Annotated in this window: 14 protein-coding genes; 5 read left to right on the top strand and 9 right to left on the bottom strand. The window is 63.2% G+C overall.

Translation table 11 applies throughout. From position 1 onward, the window contains the following. Positions 1–55: 55 nt before the first annotated feature. Positions 56–1,672 carry a TRAP transporter large permease gene (locus AX756_RS08645; RefSeq protein WP_068310051.1) on the bottom strand — a complete coding sequence of 539 codons (1,617 nt, stop codon included), beginning with the start codon at positions 1,670–1,672 and terminating at the stop codon, positions 56–58. Next, the gene (locus AX756_RS08640; RefSeq protein WP_068310151.1) at positions 1,665–2,162 is read right to left on the bottom strand and encodes a TRAP transporter small permease subunit; all 498 of its coding nucleotides are present in this window, start codon (positions 2,160–2,162) and stop codon (positions 1,665–1,667) included. The genes AX756_RS08645 and AX756_RS08640 overlap by 8 nt, the downstream gene beginning before the upstream one ends. A gap of 262 nt (positions 2,163–2,424) precedes the next feature. On the opposite strand from AX756_RS08640, the gene AX756_RS26045 reads away from it, so the two are divergent. Further along, the gene (locus tag AX756_RS26045; protein WP_068310049.1) at positions 2,425–2,703 is read left to right on the top strand and encodes a c-type cytochrome; all 279 of its coding nucleotides are present in this window, start codon (positions 2,425–2,427) and stop codon (positions 2,701–2,703) included. A 45-nt stretch (positions 2,704–2,748) separates the two neighbouring features. Here AX756_RS26045 and AX756_RS08630 read toward each other — a convergent pair whose 3' ends face one another. From AX756_RS08630 to AX756_RS25065, 6 genes are all read right to left on the bottom strand, one after another. Beyond that, positions 2,749–4,362 carry an Aq_1262 family (lipo)protein gene (locus tag AX756_RS08630; protein ID WP_068310048.1) on the bottom strand — a complete coding sequence of 538 codons (1,614 nt, stop codon included), beginning with the start codon at positions 4,360–4,362 and terminating at the stop codon, positions 2,749–2,751. 75 nt (positions 4,363–4,437) lie between these two features. Then, on the bottom strand, positions 4,438–5,994 hold the full coding sequence (locus AX756_RS08625) for an alkaline phosphatase PhoX (protein WP_068310046.1): 1,557 nt from the start codon (positions 5,992–5,994) through the stop codon (positions 4,438–4,440). Positions 5,995–6,166: 172 nt separating this feature from the next. After that, positions 6,167–6,424: a FeoC-like transcriptional regulator gene (locus AX756_RS08620; RefSeq protein ID WP_068310044.1), complete on the bottom strand. Its 258-nt coding sequence runs from the start codon at positions 6,422–6,424 to the stop codon at positions 6,167–6,169. 8 nt (positions 6,425–6,432) lie between these two features. Further along, on the bottom strand, positions 6,433–8,748 hold the full coding sequence (gene feoB, locus AX756_RS08615) for a Fe(2+) transporter permease subunit FeoB (RefSeq protein WP_068310042.1): 2,316 nt from the start codon (positions 8,746–8,748) through the stop codon (positions 6,433–6,435). After that, a complete protein-coding gene (locus AX756_RS08610) occupies positions 8,748–8,984 on the bottom strand; it encodes a FeoA family protein (protein WP_068310040.1) in 237 nt (78 codons plus the stop codon). Before AX756_RS08610 ends, feoB begins: the two co-directional genes overlap by 1 nt. After that, a complete protein-coding gene (locus AX756_RS25065) occupies positions 8,923–9,240 on the bottom strand; it encodes a FeoA family protein (RefSeq protein ID WP_082739009.1) in 318 nt (105 codons plus the stop codon). The genes AX756_RS08610 and AX756_RS25065 overlap by 62 nt, the downstream gene beginning before the upstream one ends. 320 nt (positions 9,241–9,560) lie before the next feature. Here AX756_RS25065 and AX756_RS08605 point away from each other — a divergent pair, with 320 nt between their 5' ends. Beyond that, the gene (locus AX756_RS08605) at positions 9,561–9,851 is read left to right on the top strand and encodes a putative quinol monooxygenase (RefSeq protein ID WP_068310039.1); all 291 of its coding nucleotides are present in this window, start codon (positions 9,561–9,563) and stop codon (positions 9,849–9,851) included. Positions 9,852–10,145: 294 nt separating this feature from the next. Here the strand turns inward: AX756_RS08605 and pnp are convergent, their stop codons facing one another. Continuing rightward, complete coding sequence (gene pnp / locus AX756_RS08600; protein ID WP_068310038.1) at positions 10,146–12,278, bottom strand: polyribonucleotide nucleotidyltransferase; 2,133 nt, start codon at positions 12,276–12,278, stop codon at positions 10,146–10,148. Positions 12,279–12,589: 311 nt separating this feature from the next. On the opposite strand from pnp, the gene AX756_RS08595 reads away from it, so the two are divergent. The 3 genes from AX756_RS08595 (at position 12,590) to hisD (ending at position 17,590) form a co-directional block, all read left to right on the top strand. Beyond that, positions 12,590–13,153: a rhodanese-like domain-containing protein gene (locus AX756_RS08595; protein ID WP_068310037.1), complete on the top strand. Its 564-nt coding sequence runs from the start codon at positions 12,590–12,592 to the stop codon at positions 13,151–13,153. A 225-nt stretch (positions 13,154–13,378) separates the two neighbouring features. Further along, positions 13,379–16,084: a phosphoenolpyruvate carboxylase gene (gene ppc / locus AX756_RS08590; protein ID WP_163886891.1), complete on the top strand. Its 2,706-nt coding sequence runs from the start codon at positions 13,379–13,381 to the stop codon at positions 16,082–16,084. Positions 16,085–16,321: 237 nt separating this feature from the next. Further along, positions 16,322–17,590 (top strand): histidinol dehydrogenase, encoded by a 1,269-nt coding sequence (gene hisD, locus AX756_RS08585; RefSeq protein WP_068310035.1) that lies wholly within the window; start codon positions 16,322–16,324, stop codon positions 17,588–17,590. The last annotated feature ends 4 nt before the right edge of the window (positions 17,591–17,594 follow it).

The following is a 17,594-nucleotide window of genomic DNA, read 5'->3' as shown; positions in this document are numbered from 1 at the left end:
CTTCTATCTCCCAATGAGGGGCTCCTCACCCCGTTCCGGTTTGCGCATTTCCGGGTCATCCAAACAATACCTGCGGCAGCCATGTCGCAAGTGGTGGCCAAAGGAACACCACTCCGAGCGTGATCACCTGGATCAGCACGAAGGGTATGACGGCCTTGTAGATTGTTGTTGTCTTGATCTCTTCCGGCGCCGCAGAGCGGTAGTAGAACAGCGCGAAGCCGAAGGGCGGTGTCAGGAACGAGGTCTGCAGGTTCAGCGCCACCAGGACGGCGAACCAGACCGGGTCGATATCCTGCAGAAGGATCGGGCCGACCAGCGGGATCACGATGAAGACGATCTCGATGAATTCGAGGATGAAGCCCATGATGAAGATCACCAGGAGGGTGAAGAGCAGCATGGTGGTGTGGTCGCCGGGCAGGTTGCTCAGCAGGTCATGCACCCATTCGTCACCGCCGAAACCGCGGAAGACGAGCGACAGCATGGAGGCGGCGAGGATGATCCCGAAGATCATCGCCGAGATCCGGGCTGCCTGTGCGAGCGCGTCGCCGAAGACGCCGGCGCGGGTCAGTACGACGACCGAAATGATCAGGCCGGCCACCAGCAGGACGGTCATTGCCAGCGCCAGCAGCGAGCCGCCCGAGAGGCTGATCTCGGCGGCGTTGAGGTTGATGCGGCCGACACCGGAAAGGCGGAGCGCCACGAGGCCGAAGCCGACCACTGCCGTTACCGTCATGACATGACGGAGCCAGGCCGGGCTGCGGCGTTCGCCGGGGGCATGCGCCTGAGTGCCACCGGGCAAGGAGTCCGTGTCGCGGGCGGCGCTGACGCGCGCTGCGGTGATCAGCAGCGTACCCGCCACGCCGATGGCCGCGGCCTCCGTCGGGGTCGCGACGCCGGCCAGGATCGAGCCAAGCACGGCGAGGATGAGCAGGATGGGGGGCAGGACTTCGCGGACGAATTCCCACGGGCCGATCGGGTCGGTTACCACGTTTGTCTTTGCCGGTGTGCGGGCGAGGCGGACCGTAACGAACAGTCCGTAAAGCGCCACCAGCAGCAGGCCGGGCAACAGGGCCCCGGCGAAAAGATCGCCCACGGTGACGGCATCGGGGGCGAAATTGCCCGCGCGTTGTTGCGCGTCCAGATAGGCGTTGGAGACCTGATCGCCCAGCAGGATCAGGACGATGGAGGGGGGGATGATCTGCCCCAGCGTTCCGGAGGCGCAGATCAAGCCGCTCGCGGTGCTGTCGGGCACGCCGACCTGGCGCATCGCCGGCAGGCTGATCAGCCCGAGCATGACGATGGTGGCGCCGATGATGCCGGTCGAGGCGGCGATCAGCGTGGAAATCATGAGCACAGAGAGCGCCAGCGCTCGCGGGCTGCCACCCAGCAGGCGGCTGACCTGCATCAGCGTGCGTTCGGCCACGCGCGACCGTTCCAGCAGTACGCCCATGAGCACGAAGAGCGGCACCGCGACCAGCAGCGAGTTCTGCATCACGCCGAAGGCGCGTTGCGGATAGGCCTGCAGGAAGCTCAGGTCGAAAGCCCCGAATGCGGCGGCGATGAAAGACACAGCCACCGGCACGCCCGACAGGATAAGCATGACGGGAATGCCCGAAAGAATGCCGCCCAGCAGGCTCAGGCCGAGAACGATCAGCCAGAAATGCTCAATCATCTTTGGGTCTTTCGAAAGAGGCAACGAAGCCCGCGATGCCTTGCAGGATCATAAGGGCGCAGGCGAGGGGCAGCGTCGTCTTGACCAGGTAGAGCCCCGGCAGGCCGCCCGTTTCCACGGAGCGCTCACGGATCGACCAGGAAAAGGCGATATCGGGCCAGACCCACCAGATAGTCAGCCCGAAGACGGGGATCAGGAAGAAGACGGTGCCGAAACGGTCGAACCATTTCTTTGTGGCCTTGGACTGGCGCGTGCGGATGACATCGACCCGCACATGGGAATCGAGCACCAGCGCCACCGGCAGGCCCAGAACCACCAGCGCGGCGAAGCTGTAGGCGATGGCGTCCTGCAACTCGATGAACCCCACGCCAAAGACATAGCGAAGGATGACCACGGTCATCTGGCCGACAAAGACCAAACCGAGCAGGAACTGGCAGATACGGCGGGTGAGGGAGTGTATCCGTGCGGCGCTTGTCGTAAGGACGGTCATCCGTTTCTCCTTGTCGTCAGCCACATGCCGAAACCGTTTGCGATCCGCAAGCCGGTCATCCGGTTTCCGCGACACAATGGCTCTCCAACCGGGGGGCGGCACGACAAGAAACCTGCTTCAGGCGAGGATATTGCGACAGATTGTGAAAATCGGCAGGTCCGCTGTTCCGCTGCGCGCATGGCGGCTTTGCGGGGCGGCATCACGAAAATCACATATACGGCCGGTAACAAGGGGACAACGCGCCGCCCCAACGGAACCGAGCATGAGACGATTGACCCTGACGCTGCTTCTTCTTTCCGCCGCCGGAGCGCTCACGGCGCAGGAAGCTCCCTCCGGAAAATGGCTCTACACGGAGAATTGCGTCGACTGCCATGGTGAGGATGCGGAGGGCGACGATGATGCGGCGCCCGATATCCGGGGCGCCAACCGCAGCGCGCTTGACCGTGCGCTGCCGGGATTTGACCAGATGCCGGAATTCGATTTCACCGAAGACGAGATTCGGGCGTTGCAGGCGTATCTGAAGGACCTCGAAAACGCGTGATCCGCGGGCCGGGCAGGGCGCGCCCCGCCCGACCGGGCCATCGGCTCACTCGGTCCAATTCAGCCGGATGTCGTGCGAGTAGCGATGTTCCGGCGGCAGCGTCGGGGCGGTGGCCTCGTCGATCCGGGCATGCACGTTGACCGGCGGCGTCACCGTGGCATCGCGGCCGAACAGGAAGCTCTGCTCCGCGACCAGAACGCGGTAAGCCTTGTTGAGCATCAACGCGCGTTCGCGCGAGGGCGTGATCAACTCGTAGACGCTCTTTCCCGCCATCGCTTCCAAGTCGATGCTGCCATCCTGCTTGAACCAGCGTTCGCGCACCTCGGTATTGGAGCGGAACTCGTCCCCGCCACCCGCGCGTTGCAGGTAGAGCGCGATCTCGCCTATCTGCTCGCCGATATTGGGCACGTCCTTCTGGCTCCTGAGGTCGATATAGCCCCAGCCCGCCGCTCCCGTCATCTTGCGCGGGAAGGCCCAGGTCTGGTCGATATTTGCACCGGCGGAGGTGTGGCAGCCGCGGCAAAAGAAGGTCTCCTCGTTGGTCTGCCGGCGGAGCGTGCCGTCTTCATCCTCGATCCATGCCAGCAGCGTCCAGCCCATGCCGTTATCCATGCCCCGGTCGCCGAGATCGATATAGCGGGGCAGGTTCTCGTCGAGCTTTTCCTGGATCTCGTTGCCATAGCGCGAGGCCAGCGCCGCGATGGAGAACTGGCGCGACTTGACCATGTAGCGCAGCTCCTTCATCCGCCGCGCCGGTTTGATCGAGCCATCCTCGTTTATACCAACATAGCGGACCGAATGCAGGAAATCCGTCCGTTCGGGATAATTCATGCGGATGACCGGCTCAGCGCTGGCCGCGCCGAGATAGGTTTCCCGACGGTCGATCTCGGTCGCTATGCCAAGCGCGCCGTCGCCGTCGATATCCACGCCAATCACGGTTTCATCCACGGGCGGAAGCGAGACGCGGTCGAGATCCTGAAAGGTCATTTCCAACAGCGCGAGATTGGCGAAATAGACGTCGCGACTCTCAACGCCGGTCTGGGTCGTGTAGAAAGGCGCGGGCAGGCGTATCAGCACGTCGTCGGTGGAGCCGTTCGTGGGCCAGAAGGTCGACGGCTGCGGCTTGTAGTTGAAAGCGACCCACCACGAGCCGTCGCGCGCCAGCCCGTACGCGTCGAAAGCCTCGGCCGCGTTCTCGTAACCCGCGAGATCGGGGATCCAGCCCTCGAAGCCCGCGGCCTCCAGGCGGTCGCTGAGATCCGAGTAATTGTCGCTACGGGTCCAGTCGAGGATTTCCGCATCGGAGATCGCGGCCACGTCGGCGGAGCGGTCCACGAAGAGGTTCACGTGGTGGTTGGTCAGCCCCGCCTCCGAGAAGGCATATTCGGCCTGCAGGTCGCCATCCTGCATGAAATTGGTCCGGGTCCGGTCGTCATTACCCTGGTGGCAGACATAGCAGGGGTTATGGCGCCCCTCGATCCGGGTGTAGCACTGCGGTGGAACCGGTGCTTCGGGGTTGTAGATGCGACCGGCGGCGGCGACATCCTGCGAGCGCGGTCGGCGCTGCATCAGGTCGCTCTCGCCGAGCCCGGAAAGGTCTTCGGCGATGGCCGCCAGCGGCATCAGCAAGAAAAGGGGGAGCAGGGGCGCGCGTTTCATCGTGGTCTCCGTAAGGCAGGGAGGGCAGGGTTTCCCCCGCCCTCCAATGTCGTCATTTCCGTTCGAAAGGGGCGATTACATCGCGCCTTTGCTCCACAGCCACATGGCGTTGTTCTCGTGCGCGCCGGTGTCTTCGCCGATCAGCACGTCGCCATTGGACAGCACCAGCAGGTTGTCCGGGTTGGAGATGGCGTCCACGTTGCAGGCATTGGCCTCGGCGTTCTTGTCATAGGCGCCACCAGCGACGACCGGGACCATTTTCGTCGTGTTGTAGTCGGCTTCGAGCGGGAACTCGTAGACAACGCCACACTTGACCTCGGACACCTGGATGTCGCCCTCGGCGTCCGACATGCCCTTGGCCACTTCCGACATCGCCATGTACATGAACGGAACCGAGCCATCCTTGGCCGCGGCATAGTTGATGTTCACGCCTTCCATCTTGCGGAATTCGGCGGTCGCCCCCTTGGCGCTCGCGGCCTTGCGGCTTTCGAGGAAGGCAACGCGGTTGTCGGCGGCCTCTCCGGCGGCCCAGGCGGCAACATCCTCATCGGAGATGTAGGCGGTGGCGTCGGCCATGTAGTCGTCCGTGGTGATGCCGTCATACTCGGCGATCCAGCCTTCGATTTCGGCATTGTTGCCGGAGGCCAACTCGATCCACTCGACATCGAAACCGGTGGTGGCGGCATCGGCGCCGGACTCGGCGGACTGGGTCATCTTCGCGGCGTAGAGCGTGCCGGCCGAGAGGTCGCCTGCCGCGTCGGCGACGAACTTGTAGAAGACCACATTGGTGCCGTCATCGGAGAGGTACACGGTCTTGTCGTCGGGCATGACGACCGAGTTTTCGTGGCTGTAGCGGCCCATGGAGAAGTGCTTTACCGGTGTGGCGCTGCCGGCGGGATCGGTGATCTCGACGATGTAGCCGTAGCGGTAGGGGTTCGGCCAGGCACCGACATAGGCGGCAAGGTCCTCGACGCCGTCGATATACTTGTAGTCCGGGTTGTTCCAGTCGGCGGTGTCGTCGAAATAGAGCTCTTCGGAGGTCAGCGGGGTGGACCACGGTGACAGCGTGCCGAAGCAGTTGACCCAGGTGCCCTGAACGGCGGAGAAGTCGATCATCATCGCATCGGCTTCGTCGACCGAATAGGTGCCATCCGCGGCGCGCATCAGCTTGACGCGGGACATGCCGCCGGGGCGGTCTTCCCAGTTGGTGAAGAGGTATCCTTCGGCGTCGCCGGTGGCGACATAGGCGTTGAAGTCGGGGTCGTTGGACACCTTGATCTCGCCGCCGGCGCCCGCGATGTGGCCGATCTTGCCGAAATCGCCTTCCTGGACCAGGACCTGGTACGCGCCGAGGGTGGACTTGACGACTTTCATCTCGTCGCCTTCGGGCACGGCAAGCTCGCCAGCGGCGAAATCGGCATTGGCGATGACGCCCACGGTTGCCTTGGCGAACGCGGTGCCGATGTCGTCAGCGGGGTGCTGGACGTTGAAGAACAGGTCGTCGCCCTGCTGAAACATTCCGGTGATTTCGCCGCCAAGCGGGACGGTGGCCACGCGGGTCAGGCTTTCGGCAAAGGCCGGGGCGGTCAGGGCGCTCGTCAGAAGAAGAGCAGAGGCAATGGACGTTTTCATGTATGTCTCCGTTGGCTGGATTCGGCGGCAACATCGCTGCCAAGTCGCGCTGGGCCCCATTGAGCAGAGCCGGGTAACGGGCATGTGACAGGGAGATGAAGAAATATTACGATCGTCGAGACGCCTGGTTTCCCAAGGCGAAGCGCGCGGCAGATCCGGTGGCAAGCGTCGGTCAGACCGCCCGCCGTACCACCTCATGCCATTCGTAGACCTCGAAACTCGCCGCGGTCCCGCAGCCGGAGCAATGGCCGGAGCTGTGGCAGTCGCCGCAACTGCCGGAGAAATCGTGGCGGACGACCTCGCCCTTGGCGATCCAGTGTTGGAGCATCCCGCGCAGCGCGTCCGGCGACACGCGGAAATGGTTGGACAGGTCGAGAATATTCGCCGAGCCGTGCAGTTTCAGGTAGGCCCGGATTTCCATCAACATCATGGGGTTACCTATTCCGCGATCGTGACGGGCACGCTGTTGTCCTGGTCCCGCTTGCCGATCCACCGCAATAGCAGGAAGAATCCGGCAAAGGCCAAAACGATGCCGCCGATCCACAGCATCGACGCGACGGGATGGGCGCCGTAACTGGCGAGTTGGTAGAAGAAAACCGCAGAACCGTAGCCGAGCGCGAGTGTCCAGAGACCGGCAAACACGGTCCAGCCAAGGTTGGTTTCCCGCCAGATCGCCCCAATCGTCGCCGCGCAGGGCATGTAGAGCAGCACCATCAGCAGATAGGCGAAGGCGCCGATCTTGCCGTCGAACAGGTTGACCATGGTGCCGAACGTGCCGACGGCGACCTGCTGTTCCTCGGCGGCCAGTTCCGGGTTGTCGATGGAGCCGACATCGAGGCCCAGCGGGTCCGTCGCCATGCCGAACGCATTGCGCAGGTTCGGCCCGATGGTGCCGAAAGCCTCGGCCACACCCGCGCCGAGCGAGAAGGGCTCCTCTTCCGGTGCCTCTTCCGACAGCCCTGCGTAGAGCGTGTTCAGCGTACCGACCACGGCTTCCTTGGCGAGAATGCCGGTGAAGATGCCGACTGTCGCCGGCCAGTTGTCTTCCTCGAGCCCCATCGGCCCGAAAACCGGCGTCAAACTGCGTCCGATCTCGGAGAGCACGGAATTGTCGCTGTCCTCGTTGCCGAAGCTTCCATCCATGCCCCAGGAATTGAGGAAGGTCAGCACCAGTACCATGGCCACGATCACCCGGCCGGCATCGATGATGAAGGTTTTCAGCCGCTCCCATGTGCGCAGCAGCAGCCCGCGCAGGGTGGGCAGGTGATAGGGCGGCAGCTCCATCACGAAGGGCGCGGTTTCGCCCTGAAGCAAAGTTTTTTTCAAAAGCAACCCGGTGCCGACAGCCGCGCCCAGCCCGATCAGGTAGAGCGCGAAAACGAGGTTCTGCCCGCCGGTGGGGAAGAAGGCGGCGGCGAAGAGGGCATAGACGGGCAGGCGCGCGCCGCAGGACATGAAAGGCGTCATCATGATCGTCAGCGTGCGGTCGCGCTGGTTTTCGAGCGTGCGCGTCGCCATGATCGCCGGCACGTTGCAGCCAAAGCCGACGATTAGCGGCACGAAACTTTTTCCCGGCAGGCCGATCATCCGCATGAAGCGGTCCATGACAAAGGCCGCGCGGGCCATGTAGCCGGAATCCTCCAGCACGGAGAGGAACAGGAACAGGAAGCCGACGATGGGAATGAAAGTCGCCACCGTCTGGATGCCACCGCCGATGCCGGTGCTCAGCAGCGTGTTGAGCCAGTCCGGCAGGCCAATGGCGGCGAACAGCGCAGCGGGCGCTTCCACCAGGAGCGTTCCTGCTAAAATGTCAAAGAAATCAATGAATGCGCCGCCGATGTTAATGGTGAACATGAACATCAGGTATATCACCAGCAGGAACAGTGGGATGCCTGCGGCGCGGCTGAGAACGATCCGGTCGAGCCGGTCCGACATGGTTCGGGTCAGCTCGGTCGTCTTGCGCATGCTGTCGGCGGCGATGCGGGTGACGAAATCGTAGCGGCCACAGGCAATCGCCGTGTCGGCGTCCATTTCGACCGCCTCTTCCAGATCGGCTCGCGCCTGGGCAACGGGTACCTGCAGCGCCGGGTCGGTCATGGCGGGGCAAAGTTCGTCGCCTTCGAGGTGCTTGATCGCCAGCCAGCGCGGGTCAGCATTCTCGATGGAGCTGGCAATTGCCGGCAACAGATGCGCGATGGCTTTTTCCAGCTCCGGCCCGAATTCGACGTCGCCGGAGGGCGTCTTGCCTTCCTGCGCCGCCTGTACGGCCACATCCACCAGCGCCTCCACGCCGTTGCCACAAGCAGCCACGAGCGGCACAACCGGGCAGCCGAGATGCTCGGAGAGCCTGGCGGTATCGATCTCGATATGGCGGCCCTTGGCCACGTCCATCATGTTGAGCGCCACAACCATCGGCCCGCCGATTTCCAGCAGTTGCACCGTGAGATAGAGGTTTCGCTCGAGGTTGGAGGCGTCGAGCACGTTGATGACGAGATCGGGCTTTTCGGAGACGAGATAGTCCCGCGCCAGCCGCTCATCGAGCGAGGTCGCACCGCCCGCCACGCTGAGCGAATAGACACCGGGAAGGTCCACGAGATCGACATGAATGTCCTTGTGGCGGAAATCCCCGACCTTCTTCTCGACTGTCACGCCGGGCCAGTTGCCCACATGCTGATGCGTGCCGGTCAGCGCGTTGAAAAGCGTGGTCTTGCCGCAATTCGGGTTGCCGGCGATGGCAATGGTTAGATCGGCCATTAGGAAGCCTTCCGCACGTCGAGCGCATCGGCTTCGGCCTTGCGCAAGGTCAGGGCAAAACCGCGCACGCGGATTTCAACCGGATCGCCCATCGGCGCGACGCGGGTCACGCTGATTTCGGCGCCCGGCGTCAGTCCCATCGACAGCAATTTCTGCCGGTAAGCCTTTCCGCTTTCAGCGAAACCAACGACGACGGCACGGTCGCCTACGGCAAGATCCTTCAGCTTGACATTCATCGCGCGCGTTCCCTTTGTCCTGCGACGGCGCGACGAGGATCTTCTGGGCCATTCCCTGGCCCAGGGCAAACCGCGTCTCGCCCACGGCGACAACCATCTGGCCACCGCCATCCTTCTGGACCACCTGCAGCACTCTGCCGGCGATAACCCCAAGGTCCCCGAGCCTTTTTTCCATTGCTCTTCCCCCGCCAACGGCGGTTACCTCGACCCATTCGCCGGTCGATGTCAGTGCAAGAGGCAGCCCGTTGAGACTCATATGCGGTTCTCCAGAAGCATCCGTATCCACATTTTCTCGCAGACATCCAAGGAAATCCGACAAAAAAACTGTGTTTCGAATACCTATCCGACAAAAAGACTTCTTTGACTTCGATCAAGTTTGCATTTCTCCCATGCGCTCGGCGCAAACACGGGCCGCTCGACTGTGCCAAGGACATATCGGGTGCCGAAAACGGGCGCTGACAGAGCCCTCGTGTGGGCGACGCTGCCGTGCCCGGCATGGGCCTTTCGTCTTTTGCAGGTTTACCCGGGCACGTCGTGGGCGTAGCTCCAAGACATCACAACGAAGGAAGCAGAGAGATGTCCAAGCTCACCATCATCGCCGATATCAAGGCCAACCCGGATAAGGTCGACCTCGTGAAGGCTGCATTGCTCAAGCTCATCGAACCGACGCGTGCCGAAGAGGGCTGCATCAATTACGATCTGCACCAGGACAATGAAAACCCCGCGCATTTCTTCTTCTACGAGAACTGGGAGACGCGGGAGCTGTGGCAGGCACACATGAACAGCGCGCACCTGAAGGCGCACAAGCTCGCCACCGAAGGCTGCATCGAGGCCACCGTCGTGAGCGAGATGACTGTCATCGGCTGATGCCGGCATGACCCGTGCCTGTTTCGGCCCGGACCGACTGTCGAAAGGGGGGGCGCTGCCCCCCCCAGATGTATCTGGGAAAGATGATTGAAGGCCTCGTCCATCATCATCTGTCGATAAATAGCTCCGCCGGAGGCACGATCCGCAGAATCGTTTCCGCGCGCGAAGCGCGCGCCTCCGAACGTCGGAAAGCATGATTGATGGCCAAAACGACCGAATACTGCCATCGACGAAAAAAAATGGCGGCGAAGTTTTCACTCCGCCGCCCCGGTATAGTCTCCAGGGAAGAGAGGCTTACGCCTCGTCGTCCTTCTTGGCCATCTCGCCGGTCTCCTGGTCGACGACCTTCATCGACAGCTTGACCTTGCCGCGATCGTCGAAGCCCAGCAGCTTGACCCAGACTTCCTGACCTTCCTTGAGCACATCCGAGGGATGGTTCAGGCGGCGGTTCTCGATCTGGGAGACGTGCACGAGGCCGTCGCGCTTGCCGAAGAAGTTCACGAAGGCGCCGAAATCGACGATCTTCACGACCTTGCCCTTGTAGATCTTGCCCTCTTCCGGCTCGGCCACGATCGAGTAGATCATGTCATAGGCCTTCTGGATGGCTTCGGCATTCGGCGAAGCGATCTTGATGACGCCGTCGTCGTTGATGTCGACCTTGGCGCCGGACACTTCGACGATCTCGCGGATCACCTTGCCGCCCGAGCCGATCACTTCACGGATCTTGTCGGTCGGGACCTGCATGGTCTCGATGCGCGGCGCATGGGCGGAGAATTCCTGACGGCCAGCCGACAGGGCCTTGCCCATCTCGCCGAGGATATGCATCCGGCCATCCTTGGCCTGGGCCAGGGCGTTCTTCATGATCTCCGGCGTGATGCCGGCGACCTTGATGTCCATCTGCAGCGAAGTGATGCCGTTCTCGGTGCCGGCAACCTTGAAGTCCATGTCGCCGAGGTGATCCTCGTCGCCCAGGATGTCGGTCAGGATGGCGTAAGAGCCGTCCTCTTCCAGCACCAGGCCCATTGCAACACCGGCAACGGCGGATTTGAGCGGTACGCCCGCATCCATCATCGAGAGCGAACCGCCGCAGACGGAAGCCATCGAGGAGGAACCGTTGGATTCGGTGATCTCCGACACGATGCGGATCGTGTAGGGGAAGTCGGTCGGAGCGGGCAGGACGGCCTGCAGCGCACGCCAGGCCAGCTTGCCGTGGCCGATTTCACGACGGCCCGGGCCACTCACGCGGCCGACTTCACCAACCGAATACGGCGGGAAGTTGTAGTGCAGCAGGAAGTTCGAGCGGAAATTCCCGTGCAGCGCGTCGATGATCTGCTCGTCTTCGCCGGTGCCCAGCGTGGTGACCACGAGGCCCTGCGTCTCGCCGCGGGTGAAGAGCGCGGAGCCGTGGGTCCGCGGCAGAAGGCCGGTTTCCACGTTGATCGGGCGCACCTGAGTGGTGGAACGACCGTCGATACGCTTGCCATTCTTGACCACGTCGCCGCGCAGGATGGAGCTTTCCAGCTTCTTCAGCGCGGAGCCGAGATTGGCGTCTTCGCGCTGCTCTTCGGTGAGTGCCTCGATGATCGCGGCGCGCACTTCGCTAACCTTGGAGGTGCGTTCCTGCTTGTCGAGGATCGCGTAGGCGGCACGCATCTGCTCTTCACCGGCGGCCTTCACGGCGGCCAGAAGCTCGGAGTATTCCGGCGGCTGGAAGTCGAAGGGCTCCTTGGCGGCAGTTTCGGCTAGGTCGATGATCAGGTCGATCACCGGCTGGATCTGCTCATGGGCGAAGGTCACGGCGCCCAGCATTTCTTCTTCCGAAAGCTCGTAGGCCTCGGATTCGACCATCATCACGGCGTCCTTGGTGCCGGCGACGACGAGGTCCAGACGCTGCTCCGGGTTCAGGCGCAGCTGATCCATATCCGCGACATCCGGGTTCAGCACGTATTCGCCATCGCAGAAGCCCACGCGGCAGGCGCCGATCGGGCCCATGAAGGGCACGCCCGAGATCGTCAGCGCGGCAGAGGCGGCGATCATGGCGACCATATCGGGGTCGTTGACGAGGTCGTGGCTGAGCACGGTGCACATGACGAGCACTTCATGCTTGAAGCCGGGGACGAAGAGCGGGCGGATCGGACGGTCGATCAGGCGCGCGGTCAGCGTTTCCTTCTCGGTCGGGCGGGCTTCACGCTTGAAGAAACCACCCGGAACCTTGCCGGCAGCATAGTATTTTTCCTGGTAATGCACCGTCAGCGGGAAGAAATCCTGACCCGGCTTCGGTTCCTTGGCAAAGGTCACGTTGGCCATGACCGAGGTTTCGCCCAGCGTGGCGATCACGGAGCCGTCGGCCTGACGGGCAACCTTGCCAGTTTCGAGCGTGAGAGTCTCCTGACCCCACTGCATCGATTTTTTCACTTCATTGAACATCTATCGTATCCTGTCTGGGAGCCCTCCCGGGCGTATCCCGGGTCTCCCGTTTGATTGGCGGCCCCATTGCCGCCGACCCTTAATCCTGTTGCACGCGCCCAGGGTCAGAGGCGTCACGTCTCAGATGGGCGGGCAATACAGCAGATGAACTGCTTTGGAAAGCACTTGATTGCCGGGTTTTGGGCTCGAAATCACACGTTTTCGCTATTTTTTGAAGGGATGCCGCGCTGTCGCGGTCGGCTCTCGATCCCGTGTCTTTCGCCCGCAGGCCAGCGTGCCTATAGTCCGCGTGAAATCACTACGAGGCGATCATGAAACAGATCCTTGCGCCCGCCGCGCTCCTGCTGTCGCTTGTCGGTGCCAGCCTGGCCTATGCGGCCGATCTTCCGGCGTCGAAGCAAACCGCTCTTGGCCTGTATCTCTCGGCCAGCGAGGCGGCCGGTTTCATGGCCGAACATCCGTCCGCGATCATGATCGACGTGCGCACGCCAGAGGAGATCGACGAGACGGGCATTGCCGACGAAGTGGATGCGCTGATCCCGCTGGCGATTGTCGACAAGAGCAAGCGCCTGGTCTTCAATCCCGATTTCATTCCCGGTATCGCGAAGCTGGTGCAGGATCGCGGTCTCGGAGCCGATCACCCTATTGTCGTCATCTGCCGCTCCGGTAACCGCAGCGCGCAGGCCGTGGACGCGCTCTCCCAATACGGATTCACGCAGCTTTATACGGTAACCGACGGGTATGAAGGGGACCGCGCCCCCTCTGGCGCCAATGCGGGACAGCGCGATGTCAATGGCTGGAAGAATGCCGGGCTGCCCTGGCATAGCCAGAAAGCGGCGAGCTGTGCGCCGGCCCGCAAAGGCGGCGCCTGCTGAGGCGTCCCTGCCGCGCCGGTCTTGGCTGTGCAGGAGCACAGGCGGCTGAGCCCGGCGGATTGCCCGGAAATGCGTCAGGACCGGCTTGGCAAATGCGTGTTTTGCGGGCAGTTTCCTTTTCGGCCATTCATTGGCAATGGTCCCGCCACGTGCAGGTTTGTTTGCGCTATCACTTGCGTGTAAACCCCGCTAATGAATGGCGAAACAATTTTGGGAGTCGTCATTTTGGCACAATCCAACTCCGTCCCCGAGACCGGTGAACGCAATCCGCAGGCCGATGAAGGTATCCGTTTCCTCGGCCGTATTCTTGGCCGGGTTCTGCATGCGCAGGAGGGCGGCCTTGCCTTCGACACAGTTGAAAACATCCGCCTTGCGTCGATCGAGTACCACCGCACGGGCGACGAGAACGCCTATGCCAAGCTCCAGCGCACGATTGCCGGGCTTTCCGAGGAGCGCACGCTGCAGGTGCTGCGGGCCTTTACCTATTTCCTGCACCTGCTCAACATGGCGCAGGACCAGGAGACGCTGGCGGAAGGGCGCAATGCGGAATCACAGCTCGACACGGTGCTCAAGGCGGTGCGTGATGCCGGCTATACCGAGGAACAGATCCTGAAGTTCTTCCGGGAAGCGCTGGTCAGCCCGATCCTCACCGCGCACCCGACCGAGATCCGCCGCCAGAGCACCATGCGCTCGGAATTCTCCATTGTGCGGCTGCTGGACGAGCGCTCGCGCGCGCGCGCCGTCGGGATGGAGCATGCCGAGATCGACCGCGCCATCGAGCGCGAGATTGCCACGCTCTGGCAGACACACCTGCTGCGCCGCACCAAGCTGACGGTCAATGACGAGATCAAGAACGGTCTGGCCTATTTCGATCACACCTTCTTCCAGGCCGTGCCGAAAATCCTTGAAAGCACCCGCGAGGCGCTCGAATTCCGCCCAGGCGAGCCGGTGCCGCCCTTTCTGCGTATCGGCTCCTGGATCGGCGGCGACCGCGACGGCAACCCCTTCGTGACCGACGAGGTGCTGCGCAACGTGTTCCGGATGCAGGCCGGGCACGTGCTGACCCATTACCTGAACGAGGTGGACATGCTCTCGCGCGAGCTGTCGATCTCCACCCGTGTCGTCAAGGTGAGCGACGCGGTTCTGGCGCTGTCCGACGCCTCGCCCGACGATAACCCGCACCGGGAGGATGAGCCCTACAAGCGCGTCATGATCGGTGTGTTCGCCCGTCTGGCCGCGACGCTTAAGGAACTCGACCCGGACGCGCAGCTGCCGCGACCCGCCTTGCCGGCGCCGGCCTACGACGGAACCGACGAACTTCTGGATGTGCTCGATGCGGTGGATGCCTCGCTGCGCGCCAACCAGGCCGCGATCATTGCCGATGGCCGGCTCCTGTCGCTGCGGCGCAAGATCCGTAGCTTCGGCTTCCATCTCTCTTCGGTCGATCTGCGCCAAAACTCCTCCGTGCACGAAGCCACGGTGGCGGAGCTGTTCGAGGCGATCGCGCCCGGCACCGATTACAAGAACCTGGACGAAGATGCGCGGATCGCGCTGCTGCGTGGAGAGCTCAACTCGCCGCGCTCCCTGATCCGGCCGTTCTGGGACTATTCGGAGGCCACCGAGACGGAGCTGCGCATCTTCCGCGCTGCGCAGGAGATCATTTCCCGTTTCGGCCCGAAGGCGATCACCACGTCGATCATCTCGAATGCGCAGTCGGTTTCCGACGTGCTGGAGGTCTGCGTGCTGCTCAAGCAGGTGGGGCTGATGGATTTGGACGGGCAGTGCTCGATTTCGGTCGTGCCGCTTTTCGAAACCATTGCCGACCTTCAGATGGGCCCGCAGATCGTGGCCAACCTGCTCGACCTGCCGGAATATGCCCGCGTGCTCGACAGCCAGTTCGGCACGCAGGAAATCATGCTCGGCTACTCGGATTCCAACAAGGATGGCGGTTTCGTCACCTCCGGCTGGGAGCTTTACAAGGCCGAGCGCGAACTGGTGAAGCTGTTCAAGGCCCGCGCGCTGCGGATGCGCCTGTTCCATGGCCGCGGCGGCTCTGTCGGCCGCGGGGGCGGACCGGCCCGCGAGGCGATCGTCGCCCAGCCGCCGGGCGCGGTGGACGGCCAGATCCGGCTGACCGAGCAGGGCGAGGTCATTTCCTCCCGCTACAGCCATTCCGAGAGCGGCTATGCCCACCTCGAGACGCTGGTTTCCGCGACCATCGAAGCCTCGCTTCTGCCCGGCGAAGACCTTGCCACCGAGGAATCGGCCGCGATCATGGAGACGCTTTCCGAGAACGCCTTTCATGCCTATCGGGATCTGGTCTTCAATACCGAGGGGTTCCAGGATTTCTTCTGGTCCTCGACCATCATCAACGAGATCGCCGAGCTGAATATCGGCTCCCGCCCGGCTTCCCGTGCGGCCACCCGCGAGATCCGCTCCCTGCGGGCGATCCCCTGGGTGTTCTCCTGGGCGCAATGCCGGCTGATGCTGCCCGGCTGGTACGGGTTCGGCACCGCCATTCAGCAATGGATCGCGGCCAATGGAGACGGGGCAGGGGAAGAACTGGCGCGGCTCTACCGTGAATGGCCCTTCTTCCACTCGATGGTGGAAAAGGTAACCTCGGTGATCCGCAAGAGCGACCTGTCCATCGCCGCCCACTATGCCGAACTTGTCGAGGACGAGGCGCTGCGCGAGCGGATCTTCACCCGGATATCGGATGAATGGAATGCCACCGTCGCGGCGCTGGAAATCCTGACCGGGGAGCAACTGGAAGAGGAGCTCTCCGATCGCACGCCCTATCTCGACCCGCTCAACCACATCCAGGTGGCGCTGCTCAAGAAGTCCCGGGGCCAGGAAGTCAGCGCCCGCCTGCAACGCGGCCTGCTGCTGTCGATCAACGGGGTCGCGTCGGGTCTGCGCAATACCGGCTAGGCCGGGGCGTGGGCTGGCGCCGCGCGCGATCCAGACGAGGGTGCTTCCGCGTCATCCGGGTGGTGCGCAGGACCAACGAATGCGCATTTGCATTTGCGCGACGGGGCGGCTTTCAGGCCGCCCCTTCCATTTTCTCCCAGATCCGGTTTGGATTGGAGGGGAGCTCTTTCTCAACGAAACAGTCGAATTTCCGGCAGGCGCGATTATTAGCCCGATATTCTTTCATGAGGCACCCCGATGACGGTTACTTATCTGAAGCAAGCGGCTCCCCGGCCGAGCGCGGAAAACAACGATATCCGCGACATCGTCCGGATCATGCTGGCCAATATCGCGCGCGATGGGGAGGACGCCGTGCGCCGCTATGCCGAGCAGCTCGACGGCTGGCGCGGCGATATCGTGCTGTCGCAGGCCGACCGTGCGGCCGCCTGTGCGCGTGTGCCCGACGAGGTGAAGGCGGATATCCGCTTCGCCCACGGCAATATCCGCCGCTTTGCCGAAGCGCAGATGGAGACGGTGCGGGAGTGCGAGGTCGAGGTGATCCCGGGCCTGATCGCGGGACAGAAGCAGATCCCGGTGTCCAGCGCGGGTTGCTACGTGCCGGGCGGGCGCTACAGCCACATTGCCAGCGCCCTGATGACCATCACCACGGCCAAGGTTGCGGGCGTGCCGCATATCACCGCCGTCTCGCCGCCGCGCGCGGAGGGTATTCCGGATGCCATCGTCTATGCCATGGATCTCTCCGGTGCGGACCTGATCCTGAACCTTGGCGGGGTGCAGGGGGTTGCCGCCATGGCGCAGGGCCTGTTCGGCGCGCGGCCGGCGGATATCCTCGTCGGCCCCGGCAATTCCTACGTTGCCGAGGCGAAGCGGATGTTGTTCGGAGCGGTTGGCATCGACATGTTCGCCGGACCGACGGATTCGCTGATCATCGCCGATCATACGGCTTGTGCCGAAACCGTCGCCTGGGATCTGGTCAGTCAGGCCGAGCATGGGGCGGACAGCCCGGTCTGGCTGGTCTCGACGGATAGCAGGCTCGCCGAAGGTGTCATGCTGCGCGCGCGGGAACTGGCCGCGAGCCTGCCCGAGCCCAATGCCACCGCCGCGCGGACCGCGTGGGAGGACCGGGCCGAAGTCATCCTGTGCGATACGCGGGAAGAAGCCGCGACAGTCGCCGATAGCTATGCCCCCGAGCACCTGCAGGTGCAGGCGGAGGATCTGGACTGGTGGCTGGGCCGGCTGACCGCCTATGGCTCGCTGTTTCTCGGCAGGGAAACGACCGTCGCCTTTGGCGACAAGACCTCCGGCCCGAACCATGTTCTGCCGACGAGCGGGGCTGCGCGCTATACCGGCGGGCTGTCGGTGCACAAGTTCACCAAGACGGTGACGTGGCAGCGCTGTACCGCCGAAGCGTCGCACGAGTTGGCCCGAAGAACCGCACGCATCAGCCGCAGCGAGGGCATGGAAGGCCATGCCCGCGCCGCCGAATTGCGTCTGAAACGGGAGTGAACCT

Source organism: Aliiruegeria sabulilitoris, from assembly GCF_001558155.1.
Lineage (GTDB): Bacteria > Pseudomonadota > Alphaproteobacteria > Rhodobacterales > Rhodobacteraceae > Tropicimonas > Tropicimonas sabulilitoris.
Note: the sequence above shows the minus strand (reverse complement) of the source record. Positions and strands in the feature narration are given on the sequence as shown.

Excerpts from the sequence above, each read along its gene's own strand:
- AX756_RS08645 (WP_068310051.1), bottom strand. The coding sequence starts at position 1,672 with ATGATTGAGCATTTCTGGCTGATCGTTCTCGGCCTGAGCCTGCTGGGC.
- AX756_RS08640 (WP_068310151.1), bottom strand. The coding sequence starts at position 2,162 with ATGACCGTCCTTACGACAAGCGCCGCACGGATACACTCCCTCACCCGC.
- AX756_RS26045 (WP_068310049.1), top strand. The coding sequence starts at position 2,425 with ATGAGACGATTGACCCTGACGCTGCTTCTTCTTTCCGCCGCCGGAGCG.
- AX756_RS08630 (WP_068310048.1), bottom strand. The coding sequence starts at position 4,362 with ATGAAACGCGCGCCCCTGCTCCCCCTTTTCTTGCTGATGCCGCTGGCG.
- AX756_RS08625 (WP_068310046.1), bottom strand. The coding sequence starts at position 5,994 with ATGAAAACGTCCATTGCCTCTGCTCTTCTTCTGACGAGCGCCCTGACC.
- AX756_RS08620 (WP_068310044.1), bottom strand. The coding sequence starts at position 6,424 with ATGATGTTGATGGAAATCCGGGCCTACCTGAAACTGCACGGCTCGGCG.
- feoB (WP_068310042.1), bottom strand. The coding sequence starts at position 8,748 with ATGGCCGATCTAACCATTGCCATCGCCGGCAACCCGAATTGCGGCAAG.
- AX756_RS08610 (WP_068310040.1), bottom strand. The coding sequence starts at position 8,984 with ATGAATGTCAAGCTGAAGGATCTTGCCGTAGGCGACCGTGCCGTCGTC.
- AX756_RS25065 (WP_082739009.1), bottom strand. The coding sequence starts at position 9,240 with ATGAGTCTCAACGGGCTGCCTCTTGCACTGACATCGACCGGCGAATGG.
- AX756_RS08605 (WP_068310039.1), top strand. The coding sequence starts at position 9,561 with ATGTCCAAGCTCACCATCATCGCCGATATCAAGGCCAACCCGGATAAG.
- pnp (WP_068310038.1), bottom strand. The coding sequence starts at position 12,278 with ATGTTCAATGAAGTGAAAAAATCGATGCAGTGGGGTCAGGAGACTCTC.
- AX756_RS08595 (WP_068310037.1), top strand. The coding sequence starts at position 12,590 with ATGAAACAGATCCTTGCGCCCGCCGCGCTCCTGCTGTCGCTTGTCGGT.
- hisD (WP_068310035.1), top strand. The coding sequence starts at position 16,322 with ATGACGGTTACTTATCTGAAGCAAGCGGCTCCCCGGCCGAGCGCGGAA.